The organism is Nonomuraea sp. NPDC050451, from assembly GCF_044458585.1.
Genome location: NZ_JBITHZ010000015.1, coordinates 126,257 through 146,802 on the forward strand (window position 1 = coordinate 126,257; position 20,546 = coordinate 146,802).

Genomic DNA, 20,546 nt, shown 5'->3' on the forward strand with positions numbered 1-20,546 from the left:
GGTTCAATTGGCGGAAATGGTCGGGACGTTGGGTTTGCCGCGCGCCGGTGCCATCGACGCGGCCTCTCGCGCGCCGTTCGGGTGGGCGCCGCTGGTGGTCCTGTTCATCGTCGGATTCGTGGACCGGATCGAGCACAACCTCCTCTCCGGCGTGCTCCCGGCAGTCCAGGGCGAATGGGGCTTCAGCGACACCGCCGCCGGCTCGATCCCGACGGCCGCCGCCCTGGCCGCGGCGGTCGTGGCCCTACCCGCCGGGTATCTGGCGGACCGGCTCAGCCGTACCCGGATCATCGCGGTCGTCGTCCTCGTCTGGGCGGTCGCCACGCTCGGCTCCGGCCTGGCCACCGGCTTCCTGATGTTCTACCTGACGCGGGTGCTCCTGGCCGCGGCCGAGAACATCGACAACCCCGCCGCCGGCAGCCTCCTCGCCGACTACTACCCGCCGGTCAGCCGGGCGAAGGCGTACGGGCTCACGCGGGTCACCACGCACCTCGGGGGCATTGGGACGCTGCTCGGCGGGGTGCTGGCGGAGGCGTTCTCCTGGCGTACGGCGTTCCTCGTCATGGTCGTCCCCGGCGTGCTCACGGCCCTGCTCGTCTGGTTGCTCCGCGAGCCGCCCCGTGGCCGGCTGGACCGGCTGCTGGCCGCAGGCGACGCTGCCCCGGTCTCCGCGGTGCGTGGTGTCCTGGTCGTTCCCGCGCACGCTCGCGCCGCGTCCCCGGCGTCCGCGCCCATGTCTCCGGCCGTGGCGGAGTTGCCGTTCCGGCGGCGGTTGCGGCAGGTCCTCGCCATCCCCACCCTGGTCTTCGTCTGCGCCGGCCTCTGCCTCCTGACGCTCGGCCTGTCCGGGATCTTCTACTGGCTGCCCACGTTCATGGTGCGCAGCCTCGGCGCCGGCACGGGCACGGCAGGCTCGCTGGTCGGGCTCATCCCGGTCGTGGGCACGCTGACCGGCACCCTGGTCGGCTCGTGGCTGGGCCGGAGGTGGCACGGCACGCGCGAGGGCGGCCGGCTGCTGGCCGGTGGCAGCGGCCTGACGGCCGGCTCGCTGGTCCTGGCCGTGGCGCTGTCGATGGAGTCGCTCGGCGCGATGGCCGTGCTGGTCCTGCTGGCCTGCTCGCTGCTGGCGATCGCGATGCCCAACCTGACGGCGTCCCTGGCGGACGTGGTCCCGGCCGCCTCGCGCGGGCTCGGCTTCGCCGTCCTGCAGCTGCTGACCACGGGCGGCGGCGCCTTCGGCTCCCTGGTCGTCGGCATCGCCTCGGACCGGTTCGGGTCACTGCTGGCCGGGATGTACATCCTGGTGCCCCCGATGATCGCGGGCGGGCTCCTCACGCTCAGGGCCCGGACGTCGTACGAACGCGACGCACGCAAGGTCATGAGGGACGCCGCCCGAGGCTGAGCATCCGGTGGTTCAGTCGTTCGGCCGACCGGGATCGTACTTCCGGCCGATGATCTCCATTGACGCGGCCGGGAACCATGCCTTGGTGTGAAGCGATATGTGATGACCGGCCTCGCGGTGTCGGTCGCTGTACCGGTGCTGGCGGGCGGCGCGTCCGCCTCGGCCCGGGCCTTTGATTCCGGCGTGTCCTGGCATGCCTGCGCGGACCGGCCAGGCGCCGAGTGCGGCGTGGTGGAGGTGCCGCTGGACTGGGACGCCCCGTCGGGGGCCAAGATCAAGCTGTCGGTCGTGCGCCGGAAGGCCACGGATCCCTCGGTGCGGGTGGGCACCCTCTTCTACAACCCCGGTGGCCCGGGAGTGCCCGCCGCTCAGCTGGTGCGCGACTACGCCGCCGACACCTTCTCCGAACAGCTACGCCGCCGCTTCGACATCGTGGGCATCGACCCGCGTGGAGTGGGGGAAAGCACCCCGGCGCTGCGATGCGGGCAGCCCGTCCACAATCCTGAGATCAGCCAGTTCCCGAAGAACCAGGCCGGATACGACCGGCTCGTCGACTGGAACGTGGCCGTCGGCCGCAGTTGCCTCAAGTCCACCGGACCGTTGCCGGCCCACCTGGACACGGCGAACGTCGCGCGCGACTTCGACGCGGTGCGGGCCGCCCTCGGCGAGACGAAGATCAGTTTCTTCGGCAAGTCCTACGGCAGCATGCTCGGGGCACAGTACGCCCGCCTGTTCCCCGGCAGGGTACGCACGATGGCACTGGACGGCGTCGTCGATCGGGCCATACCCGCATCACGGCTGGTCACCGATGCCGCCATGGCCGTGGAGGACTCCTTCGACCGGTTCACCGCCTGGTGCGACCGCACCGCGACGTGCGCCCTGCACGGTCGCGACGTCAGCCAGGTGTGGGACCGCCTGGTCGCCGCGGCCGAGCGCGCGCCGATCGGCGTGTCGGGCGGCCGGCCACTGACCGCAGAGGAGCTGCGCTACTCCGCCTACGCCTTCCTCACCATGACTCCAGAGTTCGCCGGTGGCCTCGCCACCGCGATCACGCAGGCCGAGCAGGGCGACGCCCAACTCTTCGCGACCATCCGGGCCCAAGCGCTGGACGATCCGGTGAGCACGGCCGCCTACCGGTCGATCCTCTGCCAGGACATCGATCCCGGGATCCGCGGCTACGCTGACGTCCGCGAACGTATGCGGCAGATCCGCAGCGCAGCCCCTCATATGCTCGGTACGTCCGAATTCTGGGACATGACCGTGGGGTGCGCGGGCTGGCCGATCCCTCCGGCGCGCTCGCGGCGTCACAGCCCGATCAGGGACGTGCCGCCGATCCTCCTGATCGGCAACACCCACGACCCCGCCACCCCGCTCCGCTGGGCGCGCAGCCTTTCGGCACGCATCCAGGGTTCGGGCCTGCTGATCAACGACGGCGACGGCCACACCGCCTACCGGCGGTCCGCCTGCGCGACCGAGCACATCGACGCCTACCTCGTGACCGGCACGCTGCCCGCCACCGGATCGGTGTGCGCGCAACCCCGTTGAACCGCCCGTCGCCAGAACCCGCCGCATCTCCGCCCCCCAAGCCCTCCTGCGGCCCCGGTCCCGGGTGAGAGCACGGCCGCCGTCAGCCGATCGGTGGGGCCGGTCAGCCGTTCGGCGGGGCGGAGGGCTCAGCCGCCGATTCATGACATAGACGGATGTGCGGCTTGCTGCCGGATTGAGAGGCTGACGGCCTTCAGCGGGAAGGGAGCCAGACACATGCCAGAAGTGAGCGACGGGAGTACGAGCGCGGCGGTGAGCCGTCGTGGGGTGCTCGCCGGTGCGGGTGCCGCCGCGGTCACCCTGCTGGGCACAAGCGGGGCCGAGGCCGAGGCGGCACCGGCGGTGTTCGGGCCGGTGACCGTACGTCCGGGCGACATTCGTTACGACAACCTGTTGCGCGGCAACAACTTCCGCTTCGCCGGCCGCCCCGACGAGATCCGCGTGGTCGGGTCGACCGACCAGGTGGTGCGCGCGGTGCAGGAGGCGGTGCGGTCCGGCCGGCGGGTCGCGGTGCGCAGCGGCGGGCACTGCTTCGAGAACTTCACCGCCGACCCGGCGGTGCGGATGCTGCTGGACCTGTCACCGATGGACGCGGTCGGCTATGACGCCGGTCGGCGGGCGTTCGCCGTGCAACCCGGGGCCACCCTCGGTCACGTGTACCGGACGCTGCTCACCGGCTGGGGCGTGACCATCCCCGGGGGCAGCTGCCCGGAGGTGGGCGCCGGTGGGCACTTCGCGGGCGGCGGGTACGGGGCGCTGTCCCGGCGGTACGGCTCGGTGGTGGATCACCTGTACGGCGTGGAGGTCGTGGTGGTCGACCGCGACGGCACCGCCCGCGCGGTGGTCGCCACCCGCGAGCCGGACGACCCGCACCGCGACCTGTGGTGGGCGCACACCGGCGGTGGCGGCGGCAACTTCGGCGTGGTCACCCGGTACTGGCTGCGCTCGCCCGGCGTGACCGGCGCCGACCCGTCCCGGCTGCTGCCCCGGGCGCCGGGGCGGATGTTGCAGCACGTGGTCATCTGGTCCTGGGAGCACATGACCGAGCAGGCGCTCACCGGGCTGCTGCGTAACTTCGGGAACTGGCACGAGCGCAACAGCGCGCCCGGCTCCCCGTACGCTGGCTTGTACGGGATCCTCCTGGTTTCGCACCGCGCCGGCGGGACCGTCACGCTGGTCACGCAGATCGACGCGGACCTCCCCGGCGCCGACAGCATGGTGACCGGCTTCGTGTCCGCGGTGACCGCCGGCGTCGACCTCACACCGGCGCTCGACCTCCGGCGGACGATGCCGTGGTTGCACCGGATGACCTGGCCGGGCAGCGGCGAGCCGGGTGACGTGATCAACCGGCGGTACAAGATCAAGGCCGGCTACCTGCGGCGCTCGTTCACCGAGACCCAGCTCGCGGCGCTCTACCGCAACCTGACGAACTCCACCGGCGGGCCGGACGCCGGCATGCTGCTCATCGGCTACGGCGGCCAGGTCCGCGCGGTGGCGCCCGGCGCCACCGCGATCGCCCAGCGGGACGTGGTGATGAAGGCGGTCTACCAGACGATCTGGCGCGACGAGGCGGACGACGCGGCCAACCTCGCCTGGGTCCGCGAGCTCTACCGCGACGTGTACGCCGGCACCGGCGGCGTGCCCGTGCCGGGCGAGGTGAACGACGGCTCCTACATCAACTACCCGGACGCCGACCTGGCCGACCCGGCGTGGAACACCTCGGGCGTGCCCGCGCACACGCTCTACTACAAGGACAACTACCCGCGCCTCCAGCGGGTCAAGGCCCGGTGGGACCCGCGCAACGTCTTCCGGCACGCCCTGGCCGTCGAACCTCCCCAGGCCGGTTGACCGGCATCCGGGCTAGATTGTCGGCCGGGGGGAAGCGCCGGGGAGGAGGACGCGGATGAGCGATCCGGCGGCACGGTGGCCCGTGGCGTTGACCGCCGGGCCGTACGCGTTGCTGGCGCTTCTGACCGGTCTCACCGTGGCCGTCAAGAGCTCGGCGGGCGCGCCTCTGATCGTCGACCTGGTCCTTTGCGCACTGATGGCGGCGTGGATGCTGGGCGTCTTCACGCTCCGTCCCGCCTGGCGCGAGCGGGCACCGGTGATGGCGGTGTTCTTCGCGGTGCTGATCCTGCTCACGGCGATCCTGGTGATCAGAAACCCGTGGTTCGGATTCTTCACCCCCGCCGGTTACGTCTACGCCTTCCGGCTCCTGCGCTGGCCGTGGCAGCCGGTCGGCGTCGGCGCGGTGGCGGTGGTGGCGGGCACGGCGCAGGCGTACGCCGTGGACAGGACCACAGCCGTCGGCCTGCTCACCTACGGCGCCGTCGTGGCCGCGAACGTCCTGCCCATGTGCGCCTTCGCCTGGTTCGCCCGGCGCGCCGCCCGGCAGAACGAGGAGCGGGAGCGTGCGCTCCAGGAGGCCCGCGAGGCGAACCGCAGGCTGGCGGCGTCACTGGCGGAGAACGCGGCCCTGCACGAGCGGCTGCTGGCGCAGGCACGGAACGCCGGCGTGCAGGACGAGCGGCAGCGCATGGCGCGGGAGATCCACGACACCCTGGCGCAGGGGCTGACCGGCATCGTCAGCCAGCTGCGCGCGGCCGAGCACGCCGGCGACGAGCCGGCGGCCTGGCGCAGGCACGTCGCCGCGGCGACCAGGCTGGCCAGGGAGAGCCTGTCGGAGGCGCGGCGGTCGGTGCACGCGCTGCGTCCCGAGCCGCTGCGATCGGCCATGCTGAGCGAGGCGCTGGCGGGCGTCGCCGAGCGCTGGTCGGCGCTGCACGAGATCCCGGTCCAGGTCACGACGACCGGTACGGCGCGGCCGATCCGGCCCGAGGCGGAGGCCGCGCTGCTCAGGATCGCGCAGGAAGCCCTGGCCAACGTGGCCAAGCACGCTCGGGCGACCAGGGTGGGGGTGACGCTGTCGTACCTGGAGCACGAGGCGGCCCTGGACGTCCGCGACGACGGCGGCGGCTTCGACCCGGCCGGGCTCGATGCCGCCGCGATCGGTCCGCGGGCCGATCAGGGCGGGTTCGGCCTGATCGCGATGCGGCAGCGGATCGAGAGCCTGTCCGGCACGCTGCAGGTCGAGTCGGAGCCGGGCGCCGGCACGGGCATCTCGGCCCGCGTCCCCATCGAGCGGGCGGAGGCGTGCGCGTGAGCCGCCCCGCCCGTCCGATCGGGCTGCTGATCGTGGATGATCATCCGGTGGTCAGGGACGGGCTGGCCGGCATGTTCGCCCGCGACCCGGAGTTCGAGGTGCTCGGCGAGGCCGCCGACGGGGCCGAGGCGGTCCGGCTGGCCGAGGCATTGCGCCCGGACGTGATCCTCATGGACCTGCGGATGCCCGGCATGGACGGGGTGAGCGCGACCAGGGAGCTCGCCGAGCGGGGGAGCGAGGCCCGCGTGCTGGTGCTGACCACGTACGACACCGACAGCCACGTGCTCCCCGCGATCGAGGCCGGCGCCACCGGATACCTCCTCAAGGACGCTCCCCGCGACGAGCTGTTGCGCGCGGTCCGGGCGGCGGCCCGGGGCGAGGCGGTGCTCGCGCCGTCGGTGGCGGCCCTGCTGATGAGCCGGGTACGCCGGCCCGCCCCGGGGCCGCTCAGCCCGCGCGAGATCGAAGTGCTGCAACTGGTGGCGGCCGGAGCCACGAACCGGGAGGCGGCGGCCAGGCTGTTCCTCACCGAGGCCACCGTCAAGTCCCACATGCTGAACATCTACGCCAAGCTCGGGGTGAACGACCGCGCCGCCGCCGTCACCGAGGCGTTCAACCGAGGGCTGCTCGTCCCGCGAAATCCCGGGTCCTGACGGGCCATCGCCGGATACGGTCTGATCATGCGCGTTCATCGACCTGGATTCGTGGCACTCATCGTTTCGGCCGCGTTGTCCAGTGGGTGCGGTGGCGCCGCGCCGGCTCCGGGAGGGGCGGGGCTGCCCGCGCCGCCGGGCGCGGGCAAGGGGCCGCTGGCAGGCAAGGTCGTGGTGCTCGATCCCGGGCACAACGGCGGGAACGCCACGCACCCCAATGAGATCAACCGCCAGGTCGACATCATCACCAAGAGCAAAGCGTGCAACGCCGTCGGCTTCAAGACCGCCGACGGATACGAGGAGAACGCCTTCGCCTGGAGCGTCACCCAGCACCTCAGGCCGCTCCTGGAGGAGATGGGCGCCAAGGTCGTGCTGACCCGGCCCAACGACGAGGGCGTCGGCCCGTGCGTCACCGAGCGGGCGGCCATCGCGAACGACGCCAGGGCGGACGCGGTGGTGTCCATCCACGGCGACAGCGGCAAGCCGAGCGGGCACGGGTTCCACGTGATCGTCCCCGGGCTGATCCCCGGGCGCAACGACGAGGTCATCGAGCCGTCCCGCAAGCTCGGGCTGGCGATCCGCGACGCGTACCGGGCCGGCACCGGCATGCCGTACGCGAACTACAGAGGCGAGGAGGGCCTGCGCTCCCGCACCGACCTGGGCGGGCTCAACCTGTCGACGCGGCCGGTCGTGTTCATCCAGTGCGGCAACATGCGTAACGCGGGCGACGCCGCCAAGATGACCGACGTCGCCTTCCGCAAGCGCGTCGCCGGCTCGCTGGCGGACGGGATCAAGAACTATCTCACCGGCTCCTGACAGAGCCGCGCGGTGCCTGCGACGTCAGCCACCGAGGGCGCGGACCGGATGGTCGCCCAGGCTGCCCGCGCCGAGGGCCAGGCCGGTCAGTACGTGGCGGGCATCTGGGTGGTCAGGCCGGCGGTCACGGCGAACGGAACGGACGTGACGCTCGCGGTGGCGGCGGCCAGGCCGGTGGCGGTGGCGCGCAGGGCGATGGTGCCCGGCGTGCGGGAGGCCCGGATGAAGACCCGGTTCACGCCCGCCTCGGTGTCTAAATAGGGCTTGTGGACGCTGCCGGGTCTGCCCGGGTTGAAGCCGCCCAGGAAGGCGGCCGGACCGGTGAGGGTGAAGTCGACCCGGGCCTGGTGGGTGGGCATCCGGCGGCCCTGCGCGTCCACGGCCTCGACGTCGAAGAAGGCGATGTCGCTGCCGTCCGCGCGTAACCCGCCGGGCGCGGTGCGCGGCGTCAGCCGGAGCGCGGCGGCGGCGCCGGTGGTCGTCTTGGAGGTGCGAGTCCTGGGTCGCGGAGGTGTCGTCGCCCACCTGGGTGCCGTTGACGAGCAGCCGCACGCGGCGGACGTGGGAGGAGGCCATGACGTACTGGCGGCCGTGCTGGTTGGAGTCGGCCCAGCTGAGGGCGGCGGCGCCGGAGTAGCGGCGCTCGCCGGGCCCCTGGATGCGCTGCCCCCAGAACTCGTAGCGGGTGGCGGCGGCGTGCGGGCCGGCGAAGTCCTCGGAGGTCAGGTGGTACGCGGTCACATAGCCGAAGTCCGGGGGAGAGTAGTTGTCCCAGACGCGCCGCGGCGCCTCGTCTCGCGTGTACTCGCATGGTGGGAGCCGGGAGGCGGGCCTGCTGGGCCGGGGAATGCCCGCTGAAAATTTCATGCGGTGTGAAAGCGTTTCCGTGCTCAGGAGGCCCGGGGGTCGAGGGCGACGGAAGTTCGGACCATCGGCGGTTCCGACGCCATGCCGGGCACAGGAATGTGATCCAGCGCACTATTCCCGTTAACTTCTCTGACGGGCGAATGTCGGCTTTATCGACATACTGTCGGCGAGGCCGCACCCCCTCAAGGAGGTTTCGTCGATGGAACGCCGTAATTTCCTGCGCGCGACGGTGCTCGGTGCGAGCACCGTCGCCTTCTCCGGCAGCCTGTGGCAGGGCGCCGCCCTGGCCGCACCGGCCCAGAACGCCCCCGGCCCCTACGGCCCGTTGCAGGCCGCCGACGCCAACGGCATCCAGCTGCCGGCCGGCTTCACCAGCCAGGTGGTCGCCCGCTCCGGCCAGTCCGTCCCGGGCACGTCCTACACCTGGCACAACGCCCCTGACGGAGGCGCCTGCTTCGCCGACGGCAGCGGCTGGATCTACGTCTCCAACTCCGAGATCAACCCCGGCGGCGGCGCCTCGGCCATCCGTTTCGACGCCGGCGGGGCCGTCACCTCGGCCAACCGGATCCTGTCCGGCACCCGGCAGAACTGCGCGGGCGGGAAGACCCCCTGGAACACGTGGCTGTCGTGCGAGGAGGTCAGCCTGGGCTTCGTCTACGAGACCTACCCGTTCGGCGGCACCGCCGTGCAGCGCCCCGCGATGGGCCGCTTCAAGCACGAGGCGGCCGCCGCCGACCCCGTACGGCAGGTGATCTACCTCACCGAGGACGAGACCAACGGGCGTTTCTACCGGTTCGTCCCCACGACGTGGGGCGACCTGTCCTCCGGCACCCTTCAGGTGCTGGTGGCGGGATCCGCCACGTCGGGCTCGTTCACCTGGGCGAACGTCCCGGACCCGGACGGCTCGCCGACGGCGACGCGCAGCCAGGTGTCGGGCTCCAAGTCGTTCAACGGCGGCGAGGGCTGCCACTACGCCGACGACACGGTCTGGTTCACCACGAAGGGCGACAACCGGGTGTGGCAGGTCAACCTGAGCAACAACACCTACGAACTCGCCTACGACGACAGCCTCGTCAGCCCCGGCACCCCGCCGCTCACCGGCGTCGACAACGTCACCGGCTCCACTTACGGCGACCTCTACGTGGCCGAGGACGGCGGCAACATGGAGATCTGCCTGATCACTCCCGATGACAAGATCTCCCCGTTCCTGCGGATCAACGGCCAGAGCTCGTCGGAGATCACCGGCCCGGCCTTCAACCCCGCGGGCAACCGGCTGTACTTCTCCTCCCAGCGCGGCACCTCGGGGTCGTCGTCCGGCGGCATCACCTACTGCGTGACCGGCCCGTTCCGGACCTGATCCGACACGGCAGCGCGCCCGTCACGGCTCGTGCGTGACGGGCGCCAGCCACATCCCCACGAGCGCGTCGATCAGCCCGGTCGCGGCGTCGTGCCAGGTGGCACGGGGTGTGGGGGCGCCTTCGGCGAGCGCGCGCTCACGGTCGGCGCACGTGAGCACGATCAGCTGCCGGGCCATGTCGCCGCGCTCGGCCCGCACCTCGGCGGGCAGTTCGGGCAGGCACCGGTTGAATCCCTCGACGGTCTGCCGCAGCGAGGGGGAGGAGCGGGTCTCGTCACCCATGATCGCGCGGAGCGCGGGGTCGGTCACCACCTGGGCGACGAAGCGGGCGTACCAGGTGGGGGAGCCGAGGTCCGCCAGATGCTCGGTGACCGGGCGCACCATGCAGGCGACCCAGTCGCGAACGTCGGCGGAGTCGCCGAGCTCGGCCACCATCCGCTCGCGGATCTGCTCGATCGGCTCGGCGTGTTTGCGGGCGATCGCGCGTACGAGGTGGGTCTTGGTGCCGAAGTGGTAGCCGACGGCGGCGTTGTTGCCCTGCCCGGCGGCCTCGCTGACCTGGCGGTTGGAGACGGCGAGCACGCCGTGCTCGGCGAACAGCTGCTCCGCCGCCGCGAGGATCCGCTCGCGGGTCACTCCGGCGCGCTCGGCGCGTACGGTCTTGCCGGTCATCGGCACCACCGTACCGGAACGTCACGCCTGCTCACGATGGCCTCCTTCGGGGCCTGGACCGTCGGTTGTGCTCAGTAAATCGACGCTGTTAGCCTTAAGTCAAGCGACTGATTTACTAATACCTCGTCGTTTGCTTCCCCCAACCCCGCAACGGAGACCTCGCATGGCCAACATCCCCGCCCGCCGCGCCCACGCGGCCGATCCCCCGCGGTCGAGCACCTTCGTGGTGGTGCTCGCCTTCGCCGGGATCGTGGTGTCGTTGATGCAGACCCTGGTGATCCCGCTGGTCCCCGAGCTGCCCAAGCTCCTGGGAGCCCCGGCTTCCGACGCCACCTGGGCGGTCACCGCCACGCTGCTCGCCAGCGCGGTCGCCACGCCGGTGGTGGGACGGCTGGGCGACATGTACGGCAAGCGGCGGATGCTCCTGTTCAGCCTGATCCTGCTGGTCGCCGGGTCGGTCGTGTGCGCCCTCAGCGACTCCCTGACGCCCATGATCGTCGGGCGGGCCCTGCAGGGCCTGGCCTCCGGCGTGATCCCGCTCGGCATCAGCATCATGCGCGACGAACTGCCCGCCGAACGGCTCGGCTCCGCGACCGCGCTCATGAGCGCCTCGCTCGGCGTGGGCGGCGCCCTGGGCCTGCCCGCCGCCGCCCTCATCGCCGAGAACGCCGACTGGCACGCGCTGTTCTGGACCGCGGCCGGTCTCGGCGCCGCGGCCCTGGTCCTGGTGCTGACCCTCGTGCCCGAGTCCGCGGTGCGCAGCGGCGGGCGCTTCGACCTCGTCGGCGCCGCCGGGCTGTCGGCCGCGCTGGTGTGCCTGCTCCTGGCGATCTCCAAGGGCGCCGGCTGGGGCTGGGACGACCCGCTCACGATCGGCCTGTTCGCCGCGGCGGTCGTGGTGCTGCTGCTGTGGGGCTGGTGGGAGCTGAGCACCCGGGAGCCGATGGTGGACCTGCGCACCACCGCCCGGCGTCAGGTGCTGTTCACCAACCTCGCCTCCACCATGATGGGCTTCTCGATGTTCGCCATGTCCCTGGTGCTGCCGCAGTTGCTGCAGCTGCCGGAGGCCACCGGCTACGGACTGGGCCAGTCGATGCTGGCCGTGGGCCTGGTGATGGCGCCGTCCGGCCTGGTGATGATGGTGCTGGCGCCGCTGTCGGCCCGGCTGTCCGCGGCCAAGGGGCCCAAGGTGACCCTGATGATCGGCGCCGTCATCGTGGCCGCCGGTTACGCGCTCAACATCGGGCTGATGTCCGAGATCTGGCACCTCGTCCTGGTCTCCTGCATCATCGGGGCCGGCATCGGATTCGCCTACGCCTCCATGCCCGCCCTCGTCATGGGGGCCGTGCCGGTGTCCGAGACGGCCGCCGCCAACAGCCTCAACACCCTCATGCGCGCCGTCGGCACCTCCGTCTCCAGCGCCGTGGCGGGCGTCGTCCTGTCACAGCTGACCACCACGTTCGGCCCCGTCGCCCTCCCCTCCGAGGACGGTTTCCGCGTCGTCATGGGCATCGGCGCCGGCGCCGCCCTGCTCGCCTTCGTCCTGGCCGCCTTCCTCCCGCGCCGCAGCGCCGCCGCCACTACGGCGCACGCGGCCACTACGGCGCACGCGGCCGCCCCGGCGCCTTCCGCGCATGAGCCTGTGGACGAGCCGGTGAGGGGCTTCCGGGCGGACGCGCCGGACGGCGGCGTCGAGATCCGCGGCATCGTCAGTGGCGACGACGGCCGCGCGGTCGGTCACGCCACGCTGACGCTGATCGACGCGCGTGGACACCAGCTCTCCCGGGCCGTGACCCTGGCCGACGGCGGGTACGCCATCTGGACGCCCGGCATGGGCACCTACGTCCTGATCGCGTCGGCCGCCGAACGTGACCCGCAGGTGGCCACCCTCGTCGTGGGCGACCAGCCGGTCGACTTCAACCTGATCCTCACCGGCTCGAACAAGCTGAGCGGGGTGGTGCGCGACCTGGAGGGCAAGCCGGTGCCCGGGGCGGTCGTCGTGCTGACCGACGTCCGCGGCGAGGTCGTCACCACGGGCACGACCGACGCGGAGGGCTCCTACAGCCTGTCCGGCGTGAGCTCGGGCGGCTACACGCTCGCGGTCAGCGCGGACTCCTTCCGCCCGGCCGCCGTCCCGGTCGAGTTCGCCGGCGCCGGCCAGACCAGGCAGGACGTCGAGCTGCGGCCCGGCGCCCGGATCCGTGGCACCGTACGGGTGCGCGACGGCGGCCCGCTGAACGACGCGCGGGTGACGCTGCTGGACGCGGCCGGGAACGTGGTCGGCGCCACGACGACCGGCGAGGACGGCGCGTACGCCTTCGCCGACCTGACCGGCGGCCAGTACACGCTCATCGCCACCGGATACCCGCCCGTGGCCGACACCGTGAGCATCAACGGCCGCGACGACGACCGCGACCTGTGGCTGGTCCACGCCGACTGACAAAGGGACGAGCAGGGAGAGCAGGAGCACCATGTACACCAGCCAAGAGCAGGCCGAGCGGAGCACCACGGCGAGCCGGCCCGCGCAGCCGAGCGCCCCGGCCGGACGCCGGGGCCTGCACGCCCTGATCCGCACCAAGGACGGGTGGGCCGTGCGGCATGCGATCGTCACGGTGACCGACATGACCGGGCAGCAGGTCGCACGGGCCGAGGCCGACGACGACGGCGTCGTGTCGACCGGTCCGCTGGCGCCCGGCGTCTACACGGCCGTCGCCACCGCGGCCGGATACACGCCGGCCGCGATGACGGCCATCGCGACCGGATCCGGCGCCGCCGAACTGGGCACGGTGGTGCTGGCCCGGCAGGGCGGAGTCGACCTTCCCCCGCCCGGGATCTGGACGCTCGACCCGGCCCACTGCACGATCGCGGCGACGGCCCAGCATCTGGGGCTCAGCACCGTACGGGGCCGGTTCACCCAGTTCGCCGGGCGGATCGAGGTCGGCCCGGACCCCGAGACCTCATCGGTGGCCGCCGACATCGTGGCCGCGTCGATCGACACGGGGAACGGCACCCGGGACGACCATCTCCGCTCGGCCGACTTCCTGCACGCCGACGCGTACCGGATGATCTCCTACCGCAGCACCGGGCTCACGCCCGCGGGCCCCGACCGGTGGATCGTGCACGGGACGCTGACGCTCGCCGGGGTGAAGCGGCCCGTCGACCTCGACCTGGCCTACCTCGGCACCGGCCCCGACCCGTGGGGCGGCCTGCGGGCGGCGTTCCGGGCCGGGACGGAGTTGCGCCGCGAGGACTTCGCGATGACGTACAACCAGGTCGTGCGGGCCGGAGTCAACCTCATCGGCTCGACGCTGAAGGTGGAGCTGGACATCCAGGCCGTACAGGGGGCGTCCGCGCCTTAGGGCCTGTTCTGAGTGCCGCGACCTTTCTTCGGACGGCAGCGCAGGGACACCCCGAAGCGCGTCAACTTCGGCGCCAGCCGCCGCCTACACCAGGCCGAGGTCGTGCAGGCTCTGCGCCATCTGCACAATCGTCGTCTCGGCGGGCCGCGGACGCCAGCCGAGCTCGCTGCGGGCCCGGTCGTTGTGGATGATCGGCCGTGGCGGGTCCTCCCCCCGCACCTCCTGCGTGGGTACGCGTGCGCCCGCCGGGCCGAGTCGTCGGCGCAGAATCCGGGCCACCTCCAGGAAGCTCAGCGTCGGGCCGTCGGCGACGGCCAGGAAGCGCCTGCCCGCGGCTTTGGGCTCCGCCATGGCGCGAAGGTGCAGGTCGGCCACATCGCGCACGTCGACGACGCCGAAGCGCCGGCGGGGCGCGAGGCTCATCGTCCCGTCGAGCATCGCCTTGATCAGCTGCGTCGAGGAACGCAGGTCGGTCGTGAGGGTGGGCCCGAGGATGGCCGTCGGGTTGACCACGACGAGTTCGGTGTCGCCGCCGTCGCGTTCCATCAGATCCCATGCGGCCCGCTCGGCGATCGCCTTGGAACGCGGGTATGGCTCCAGGCCCGGCGTGTCGGGATCGGTCCAATCGTCTTCGGTGAACTCGCCGCCCGGCTTGGGCGTGTATCCGACCGCGGCGAAGGACGAGGTGAGCACGACGCGCCGGGCACCCGCGTCGCGCGCGGCACGCAGCACCCGCAACGTACCCTCCCGGGCGGGGACGATCAGCTCGTCGGGGTTGTCGGGCTGGGCGACCGGGATGGGCGAGGCGACGTGATGAACCTCCTCGCACCCGGCCACCGCGGCGGGCCAGCCGTCGTCGGCCATCAGGTCGGCGGCGACGATCTCCAGAGCGGCGTCGTCGGCGTCGCCGCGGCGCACCGCCGCGCGCAGCTCGGTTTCCTGAGCCGTCGAGCGCACCGTGGCGCGTACCGGTCTCCCGGCTCGCAGCAGTGCGGCGATCAGGTGCGTCCCCACGTAGCCGGCCCCGCCGGTGACCAGGACCCGGCTCATCACAGCACCCCCAAGCGACCGGCCGCATCGATGGAACGCCGCATCGCCTCGGACTCCGCGGCCGTGTCGCCGCGGTCGCGGGCGTCCCACAGCGCCGCTTTCTCCCGCAGATAGGCCAGCCGGGCATGCTGGGCGACGATCTCGGCCTCGATGCGCTCCGCGTGACGCAGCAGCAGATCGCGCTGTTCGGCCGCCGCCACCCGCCCGCGGGTGCGGTTGGCCAGGTAGGTGCGCATGTCCTCGATGCCCACGCCGACCGCGCGAAGGCAGGCCAGCGCCTCGATCACGTGAAGATCCTCGTCGCGGTAACGCCTGTGCCCGCTGTTCTCGTCACGGTCGATCGGGCCGACCAGCCCGACCTCCTCGTAGTAGCGCAGGGTCGGCTCGCTCAGCCCGCTGCGCCGGGACACCTCATGGATGGTCAAAACTGACATGCGGCCAGCGAAACACACCTCAAGCGCTTGAGGTCAAACGCGGGGTCTACCAGGGCATCGGCATCCCGTCCCAGCGGACGGACGCTGCGGCCTCGGCGTGCCGCCCGGTCCGGCGCACCGAGCGGAGAGCGACAGGGTCAACGTCGGGTCACACGGTCTCGGCGCGGGTCAGGTCGCTGATGGCGGCGAGACCTTCGCGTTGCAGTTCGAGCAGATCGCGGGTCTCATCGGGCGCGATCCACCGGGCGAAGGCCGTTTTGAACACCAGAACGCTCAGCTCACCGGCCAGGGAAGCGGTCACCTGGGCGACGCCGCGGGCGACGAGCGCGGAGGCCACGGCGTGGGAGAGCTTGGCCAGCTTGAGCAGCTCGCGCTCCCGCAACTGCTCGTTCGACGTGATGATCCCGTTCCGCATGCGGGAGAAATCCCGGCCCCGTACGTCCTGCAGGGCCCGGCCCCCGCCGTCGAGCGCCGCGGCGAGCAGGCCGGCCACGGACGCGTCCGCCGGGGCGGCGGCGATCGCGCCCACGAAGGCGGCTTCGAGCTGCTCCCCGCCGGCGAACAGCACCTCGCGCTTGTCCGCGAAATGCCGGAAGAACGTCCGCTCGGTCACCCCGGCCCGCCCGGCGATCCCGGCCACGGTCGTCGCCTCGAAGCCGTCCTCGGCGAACAGCTCCATCGCCGCCCGCTGCAGACGATCCGACGCTCCAGGTGCCCAACGTGCCATGTCCGGATCGTAGCCGGAATCGAGGTGATGACAGAGCCTGACATCACGGCTATGCTGCTGATGTCAGTCCCTGACATCAGAATGGGAAGCGAGCCCACCATGCACGTTTTCGTCACCGGAGCATCCGGATTCATCGGTCGCGCCGTCGTCGCCGAGCTCATCGCCGCCGGTCACGAGGTGACCGGCCTGGCCCGTTCCGAGGCATCGGCATCCGTCATCAAGGACCTCGGGGCGGACGTCCACCTCGGCGACCTCGACGACCTCGACCGGATCCGCCAGGGCGCGAACGCGGCCGACGGCGTCGTCCACCTCGCGAACAAGCACGACTGGGCCCACCCCGAGATCTCCAACCGCGCCGAGCGGGCCGCGGTCCAGACCGTCAGCGACACGCTCGCCGGGTCCGATCGGCCCTTCGTGCTCGCGGCCGGCCTCGCTCTGCCCGGTCTCGGACGTCCGTCGACAGAGCGGGATCCCAATCCCGCGGTCGGCCCGGACTCACCGCGCGGCGGCGCCGAGAACCTCGCCCTCACCTACGCCGACCGTGGCGTACGGGTGATTTCCGCACGCTTCGCCCCGACCGTCCACGGCGAAGGCGACCACGGCTTCATCTCCGTCATCGCCCAAGCCGCCCGACGGCGCGGAGCCTCCGTCTACCCCGGCGAGGGGCGCAACCGCTGGCCCGCCGTCCACCGCTCCGACGCCGCGCGCCTGGTCCGGCTCGGGCTCGAGAACGCCCCCGCCGGCACGATCCTGCACGTCGCCGCCGAAGAGGGCGTGCCCGTCCGGCGGATCGCCGAAGCGCTCGCCGACCGCCTCGGCGTGCCGGCGAAGTCCGCCCCGGCGGAGCAGATCGCCGACGAGATCCCGTTCATCGGCGGGTTCCTGGCGGCCGACTTCCCCGCCACGAGCACGATCACGCGCGACCTGCTCGGCTGGCGGCCCACCGGCCCCACCCTCCTGGAGGACATCGCCGCGGGCCACTACGACCAGCCCTGAACCGACCGTGATCACGGGCGGCAGCGGCGGGCGTGACGGTCTCCCGGGGTACTCCGGGATGGCCGGACGGCCTAACGTGCCCTGGGCACCGAGTCGAGCAGCAGCCTGGTGTAGGGATGCTCAGGCTCGGCCAGCACCCTCGCGACGGGCCCCCGCTCGACGACCACCCCTCTGTGCAGCACCAGCGTGTCCTCGCACAGGTGGCGAACGACGGCCAGGTCGTGGCTGACGAACAGCAGCGCGACGCCGGATTCGGCGCGCACCCGGTTGAGCAGTTCGAGAATCTGCGCCTGGATGGAGACGTCCAGTGCGGCCACGGCCTCGTCGAGCACGAGGACCGACGGTTCCACGGCCAGCGCCCTGGCGATGGCCAGGCGCTGCCGCTGCCCGCCGCTGAGCTGGTGCGGCCGGGCCCCGGCCTCGCGCGTGCCCAGCCCGACCTGGTCGAGCAGCTCGGCGACGCGCGAGCGGTCCCCGCCGTGCAGCCTGAGGGCCACCTGCAGGCATTCGGCGGCGGTGAGCCGCGGGTCGAGCGACAGGTAGGGGTCCTGGAAGACCATCTGGATCTCGCGGGCCCGCCGGAGCCGCGCCGCCCGGCCGCGCTCCTTGGCCGAGCGCGCCCGCCCGTCCACGGTGATCGTGCCGGAGTCGGGGGTGACGAGGCCGACGAGCATGCGCGCGATCGTCGTCTTCCCCGACCCGGACTCCCCGACCAGGCCCAGCGAGCCGCCCGGCGGCAGCTCGAAGGACACCTTGTCGGCGGCCACCGAGCCGTGGAAGGACTTGCACAGATCGTGTACGCCGAGCATCACGCCTCCACCAGACGGCAGGCGGCGGAGCCGCCGGACACGGGCACGGGCCGCGGCGACCACTCCTCGCAGGCGTCCGAGGCCCGCGGGCACCGCGGCGCGAACGGGCAGCCGGCGAACGTGTCGTCCAGCGAGGGCGGGCGCCCGGGGATGGGCCGGAGGGGACGGGGATCGTCCAGCTCCGGCGTGCAGGCCAGCAACCCGGCCGTGTAGGGGTGCCGGGGGTCCTCGAACAGCTCCTTGGCCGGTCGCGACTCGACCACCGTGCCCGCGTACAGCACGTGCACCCGGTCGCAGAAGGACGCCGCGAGGTGCAGGTCGTGGGTGATGAACAACATGCCGAGCTCCCGCTCCGCCTGGACCTCGCGCAGCAGGGCGAGCGTCTCGGCCTGGGTGGTGACGTCGAGCGCGCTCGTCGCCTCGTCGGCCAGCAGCAGCGCCGGGTCGGCGGCCAGCGCGGCGGCGACGACCACCCGTTGCAGAATGCCGCCGGACAACTCGTGCGGGTATTGCCGCATGCGCAGCTCGGGATCGCGCAGGCCGACGGCGGCCAGCAGCTCCACCGCCCGGGCACGGGCCTCGGCCTTGGGGCGGCCCAGCGTGTGCACCATGCGCTCGGTCAGGAAGTCGCCGACCCGGCGGACCGGGTTGAGCGAGGAGCGCGGGTCCTGGTAGATCATCGACACTTGCGAGGCCCGCAGGTGCCTGAGCGCGCCCGGGTCCATCGCGAGCACGTCCTCGCCCGAGACCAGCACCCTGCCGGAGGCCGCCGCCCCGGCGGGCAGCAGCCGCAACACCGCCCGGGCCAGAGTGGACTTGCCCGACCCCGACTCGCCGACCAGGCCCACGATCTCGCCCCTGCCGACGGCCAGCGACACCTCGCGCAGGATCGGCCGCCGGCCGCCCGCCGTGATCGTCAGCTCTTCCACGGAGAGCAGCATCAGGTCCCCCTCACGCCCATGCGGTCGGCCAGGCGTACGCCGATCACGTTGAACGACACGACCACCAGCGCGATGGCCGCGCCCGGCACCAGCACCGGCAGGAACGCGCCCTGCACGATCGCCGGTTGCCCCTCCTTGACCATGAGCCCCCAGTCGGACGACGGCGGCTGTGCCCCGAACCCGAGGAAGCTCAGCGTGGCCAGGCTCATCAGCCCCTCGCCGAACAGCACGACCAGGTAGCCCACGATCGAGCGCGCCATGTTGGGCACCAGGTGCCGCACGCAGATCGCGAACCCGCCCATGCCCTGGACCCGGTAGGCGTCGATGTACGGCTTGCCGCACTCGCCCAGCGCCACGCTCCTGGTGTAGCGGGCGATCGTCGGCGTGTACGCCAGCCCGAGCGCGACCACCGCCGTGGTCATCCCGTTGCCGGACACCGCGACGACCAGCACCACGAACAGCAGCCCGGGGAAGGCGTACATGACGTCGGTCAGCCTGGACACGACGGCGTCCACCCAGCCGCGGTGCCAGGCCGCCAGCGTGCCGAGCGCGACGCCGAGCACGGAGGCGATGGCCAGCAGCGTCAGGGGGCCGATCAGGGAGGTGCGGGCGCCGTACAGGACCCTGGTGAACAGGTCGCGGCCCGACTGGTCGGCGCCGAGCAGGTGCTCGGGCGACATCGGCGCGAGCGTGGCGGCGAAGTCGACCGCGTCCGGCTCGTACGGGGCCACCAGCGGCGCGACCACCGCCGCCACCACGACCAGCACCAGGAAGGCGCCGGCCAGCCGGTAGCCGAGCGGCCGGGCGGCCCTCGGCGAGAGAGTGGCGACCATCGTGGTCATGCGCGCCTCCGCACCCTGGGGTCGATCAGCGGCTGGGCGAGATCGACAAGCGTGGTCACGAGGATGTACGCGCTCACCATGAGCAACATCACCGCCTGCGTCACCGGGAAGTCGTGCGTGTTGATCGCGTTGACCAGCAGCGAGCCGACGCCGTTGAGCCCGAACGCGGTCTCCACGGTCACCGTGCCCGCCAGCATGCCCGCCGTGACCAGTCCGCACATGGTCACGATCGGCCCCAGCGCGCCCCTGAGCACGTGTCTGACCACGATCAGCCGTTCGGACAGCCCGGACGCGCGGGCCACGGTCACGTGGTCGAGCTCGCGCTGCTCCACCATGGACTGCCGGGTCACCCGGCTGATGATGGCCAGCGCGCCGAGTGCCAGCGTCACGGCCGGCAGCGTCAGGTGCCACAGCGACCCGCCGCCCATGACCGGGAACCAGCCGAGCTGCACGCCGAACAGCGAGATCAGCGCCGTGGCCACCACGAAGGGCGGCACCGAGGTGGCGAACGTCGTGCCCGCCACCACCGCCGAGTCGGTGCGCCCGCCGCGCACCGCGGCCAGCACCCCGAGCGCGACGCCGAACACCACGAACAGCACAGCGGCGTACGCCACCAGCCCGAGCGTGCTCGGCAGCCGCGCCATCAGCAGGTCGAAGACCTGGTCGTTGTACTGGGTCGAACGCCCGAGGTCGCCGGTCACCGCGTCGCCGAGCCATCGTGCGTACTGCACCGGGAACGGGTCGTCCAGGTGGTATTCGGCCCGGACGGCGGCCAGGTATTCGGGCGTGAGGTTCTCCTTGCCGCCCGCCAGGAACGTGACCGGGTCGCCGGGCGCCGCGTAGGACGCCCCGAAGATCACGAACGAGGTGGCGAGCAGCGTGACGAGCAGCCCGGCCAGCTTGCGCACCACGG

19 protein-coding genes and 1 pseudogene are annotated in these 20,546 nt (G+C 72.4%); 11 read left to right on the plus strand and 9 right to left on the minus strand.

The genetic code is table 11. The features are described 5' to 3' along the window. Positions 1 to 28: 28 nt before the first annotated feature. The 6 genes from ACIBI9_RS37060 to ACIBI9_RS37085 all read left to right on the plus strand — a co-directional run bounded on the left by ACIBI9_RS37060 (position 29) and on the right by ACIBI9_RS37085 (position 7,579). Positions 29 to 1,402 carry an MFS transporter gene (locus ACIBI9_RS37060; protein ID WP_397229203.1) on the plus strand — a complete coding sequence of 458 codons (1,374 nt, stop codon included), beginning with the start codon at positions 29 to 31 and terminating at the stop codon, positions 1,400 to 1,402. A gap of 87 nt (positions 1,403 to 1,489) precedes the next feature. Continuing rightward, complete coding sequence (locus tag ACIBI9_RS37065) at positions 1,490 to 2,947, plus strand: alpha/beta hydrolase (RefSeq protein ID WP_397229205.1); 1,458 nt, start codon at positions 1,490 to 1,492, stop codon at positions 2,945 to 2,947. A gap of 216 nt (positions 2,948 to 3,163) precedes the next feature. Continuing rightward, on the plus strand, positions 3,164 to 4,795 hold the full coding sequence (locus ACIBI9_RS37070; protein WP_397229207.1) for an FAD-binding oxidoreductase: 1,632 nt from the start codon (positions 3,164 to 3,166) through the stop codon (positions 4,793 to 4,795). A gap of 55 nt (positions 4,796 to 4,850) precedes the next feature. Beyond that, positions 4,851 to 6,110, plus strand: a complete 1,260-nt coding sequence (locus ACIBI9_RS37075; protein WP_397229209.1) for a sensor histidine kinase — start codon at positions 4,851 to 4,853, stop codon at positions 6,108 to 6,110. Beyond that, positions 6,107 to 6,763 carry a response regulator gene (locus ACIBI9_RS37080; RefSeq protein WP_397229211.1) on the plus strand — a complete coding sequence of 219 codons (657 nt, stop codon included), beginning with the start codon at positions 6,107 to 6,109 and terminating at the stop codon, positions 6,761 to 6,763. The genes ACIBI9_RS37075 and ACIBI9_RS37080 overlap by 4 nt, the downstream gene beginning before the upstream one ends. 27 nt (positions 6,764 to 6,790) lie before the next feature. Then, positions 6,791 to 7,579 carry an N-acetylmuramoyl-L-alanine amidase gene (locus ACIBI9_RS37085; RefSeq protein WP_397229213.1) on the plus strand — a complete coding sequence of 263 codons (789 nt, stop codon included), beginning with the start codon at positions 6,791 to 6,793 and terminating at the stop codon, positions 7,577 to 7,579. Positions 7,580 to 7,665: 86 nt separating this feature from the next. Here the strand turns inward: ACIBI9_RS37085 and ACIBI9_RS37090 are convergent, their stop codons facing one another. Then, the gene (locus tag ACIBI9_RS37090) at positions 7,666 to 8,031 is read right to left on the minus strand and encodes a hypothetical protein (protein ID WP_397229480.1); all 366 of its coding nucleotides are present in this window, start codon (positions 8,029 to 8,031) and stop codon (positions 7,666 to 7,668) included. Positions 8,032 to 8,645: 614 nt separating this feature from the next. Here ACIBI9_RS37090 and ACIBI9_RS37095 point away from each other — a divergent pair. Continuing rightward, the gene (locus tag ACIBI9_RS37095) at positions 8,646 to 9,803 is read left to right on the plus strand and encodes an alkaline phosphatase PhoX (RefSeq protein WP_397229215.1); all 1,158 of its coding nucleotides are present in this window, start codon (positions 8,646 to 8,648) and stop codon (positions 9,801 to 9,803) included. A 21-nt stretch (positions 9,804 to 9,824) separates the two neighbouring features. Here the strand turns inward: ACIBI9_RS37095 and ACIBI9_RS37100 are convergent, their stop codons facing one another. After that, the gene (locus ACIBI9_RS37100) at positions 9,825 to 10,475 is read right to left on the minus strand and encodes a TetR/AcrR family transcriptional regulator (RefSeq protein WP_397229217.1); all 651 of its coding nucleotides are present in this window, start codon (positions 10,473 to 10,475) and stop codon (positions 9,825 to 9,827) included. 163 nt (positions 10,476 to 10,638) lie between these two features. Between ACIBI9_RS37100 and ACIBI9_RS37105 the strand changes: the two are divergent. From ACIBI9_RS37105 to ACIBI9_RS37115, 3 genes and pseudogenes are all read left to right on the plus strand, one after another. Next, positions 10,639 to 12,078: pseudogene (locus tag ACIBI9_RS37105) on the plus strand (MFS transporter); the annotation flags it as partial. Between the two features lie 228 nt (positions 12,079 to 12,306). Beyond that, positions 12,307 to 12,915, plus strand: coding sequence for a collagen binding domain-containing protein (locus tag ACIBI9_RS37110; protein ID WP_397229482.1), 609 nt, complete (start codon positions 12,307 to 12,309; stop codon positions 12,913 to 12,915). Positions 12,916 to 12,946: 31 nt separating this feature from the next. Next, a complete protein-coding gene (locus ACIBI9_RS37115) occupies positions 12,947 to 13,834 on the plus strand; it encodes a YceI family protein (RefSeq protein WP_397229218.1) in 888 nt (295 codons plus the stop codon). A gap of 84 nt (positions 13,835 to 13,918) precedes the next feature. Here the strand turns inward: ACIBI9_RS37115 and ACIBI9_RS37120 are convergent, their stop codons facing one another. From ACIBI9_RS37120 to ACIBI9_RS37130, 3 genes are all read right to left on the minus strand, one after another. Continuing rightward, positions 13,919 to 14,884: an NAD-dependent epimerase/dehydratase family protein gene (locus tag ACIBI9_RS37120; protein WP_397229220.1), complete on the minus strand. Its 966-nt coding sequence runs from the start codon at positions 14,882 to 14,884 to the stop codon at positions 13,919 to 13,921. Continuing rightward, complete coding sequence (locus ACIBI9_RS37125) at positions 14,884 to 15,318, minus strand: MerR family transcriptional regulator (protein ID WP_397229222.1); 435 nt, start codon at positions 15,316 to 15,318, stop codon at positions 14,884 to 14,886. The genes ACIBI9_RS37120 and ACIBI9_RS37125 overlap by 1 nt, the downstream gene beginning before the upstream one ends. Before the next feature lie 148 nt (positions 15,319 to 15,466). Continuing rightward, positions 15,467 to 16,045 carry a helix-turn-helix domain-containing protein gene (locus ACIBI9_RS37130; protein ID WP_397229224.1) on the minus strand — a complete coding sequence of 193 codons (579 nt, stop codon included), beginning with the start codon at positions 16,043 to 16,045 and terminating at the stop codon, positions 15,467 to 15,469. 99 nt (positions 16,046 to 16,144) lie between these two features. Between ACIBI9_RS37130 and ACIBI9_RS37135 the strand changes: the two genes are divergently transcribed. Next, entirely contained in the window at positions 16,145 to 17,041 is an 897-nt protein-coding gene (locus tag ACIBI9_RS37135; protein WP_397229226.1) for an SDR family oxidoreductase, read from the plus strand. A 71-nt stretch (positions 17,042 to 17,112) separates the two neighbouring features. Here the strand turns inward: ACIBI9_RS37135 and ACIBI9_RS37140 are convergent, their stop codons facing one another. Genes ACIBI9_RS37140 through ACIBI9_RS37155 form a run of 4 tightly spaced genes read right to left on the minus strand, consistent with a single transcriptional unit; the run spans position 17,113 to position 20,544 of the window. Further along, positions 17,113 to 17,850: an ABC transporter ATP-binding protein gene (locus tag ACIBI9_RS37140; RefSeq protein ID WP_397229228.1), complete on the minus strand. Its 738-nt coding sequence runs from the start codon at positions 17,848 to 17,850 to the stop codon at positions 17,113 to 17,115. Beyond that, positions 17,850 to 18,791, minus strand: a complete 942-nt coding sequence (locus ACIBI9_RS37145) for an ABC transporter ATP-binding protein (RefSeq protein ID WP_397229230.1) — start codon at positions 18,789 to 18,791, stop codon at positions 17,850 to 17,852. Before ACIBI9_RS37145 ends, ACIBI9_RS37140 begins: the two co-directional genes overlap by 1 nt. Then, a complete protein-coding gene (locus ACIBI9_RS37150) occupies positions 18,791 to 19,633 on the minus strand; it encodes an ABC transporter permease (protein WP_397229232.1) in 843 nt (280 codons plus the stop codon). The genes ACIBI9_RS37145 and ACIBI9_RS37150 overlap by 1 nt, the downstream gene beginning before the upstream one ends. Next, positions 19,630 to 20,544: an ABC transporter permease gene (locus ACIBI9_RS37155; protein ID WP_397229234.1), complete on the minus strand. Its 915-nt coding sequence runs from the start codon at positions 20,542 to 20,544 to the stop codon at positions 19,630 to 19,632. The genes ACIBI9_RS37150 and ACIBI9_RS37155 overlap by 4 nt, the downstream gene beginning before the upstream one ends. Between the last annotated feature and the right edge of the window lie 2 nt (positions 20,545 to 20,546).

Coding starts and splice junctions, on each gene's coding strand:
- ACIBI9_RS37070 (WP_397229207.1), top strand. CDS start 3,164: ATGCCAGAAGTGAGCGACGGGAGTACGAGCGCGGCGGTGAGCCGTCGT.
- ACIBI9_RS37075 (WP_397229209.1), top strand. CDS start 4,851: ATGAGCGATCCGGCGGCACGGTGGCCCGTGGCGTTGACCGCCGGGCCG.
- ACIBI9_RS37085 (WP_397229213.1), top strand. CDS start 6,791: ATGCGCGTTCATCGACCTGGATTCGTGGCACTCATCGTTTCGGCCGCG.
- ACIBI9_RS37095 (WP_397229215.1), top strand. CDS start 8,646: ATGGAACGCCGTAATTTCCTGCGCGCGACGGTGCTCGGTGCGAGCACC.
- ACIBI9_RS37100 (WP_397229217.1), bottom strand. CDS start 10,475: ATGACCGGCAAGACCGTACGCGCCGAGCGCGCCGGAGTGACCCGCGAG.
- ACIBI9_RS37110 (WP_397229482.1), top strand. CDS start 12,307: ATGGGCACCTACGTCCTGATCGCGTCGGCCGCCGAACGTGACCCGCAG.
- ACIBI9_RS37115 (WP_397229218.1), top strand. CDS start 12,947: ATGTACACCAGCCAAGAGCAGGCCGAGCGGAGCACCACGGCGAGCCGG.
- ACIBI9_RS37120 (WP_397229220.1), bottom strand. CDS start 14,884: ATGAGCCGGGTCCTGGTCACCGGCGGGGCCGGCTACGTGGGGACGCAC.
- ACIBI9_RS37125 (WP_397229222.1), bottom strand. CDS start 15,318: ATGTCAGTTTTGACCATCCATGAGGTGTCCCGGCGCAGCGGGCTGAGC.
- ACIBI9_RS37130 (WP_397229224.1), bottom strand. CDS start 16,045: ATGGCACGTTGGGCACCTGGAGCGTCGGATCGTCTGCAGCGGGCGGCG.
- ACIBI9_RS37135 (WP_397229226.1), top strand. CDS start 16,145: ATGCACGTTTTCGTCACCGGAGCATCCGGATTCATCGGTCGCGCCGTC.
- ACIBI9_RS37140 (WP_397229228.1), bottom strand. CDS start 17,850: ATGCTCGGCGTACACGATCTGTGCAAGTCCTTCCACGGCTCGGTGGCC.
- ACIBI9_RS37145 (WP_397229230.1), bottom strand. CDS start 18,791: ATGCTGCTCTCCGTGGAAGAGCTGACGATCACGGCGGGCGGCCGGCGG.
- ACIBI9_RS37150 (WP_397229232.1), bottom strand. CDS start 19,633: ATGACCACGATGGTCGCCACTCTCTCGCCGAGGGCCGCCCGGCCGCTC.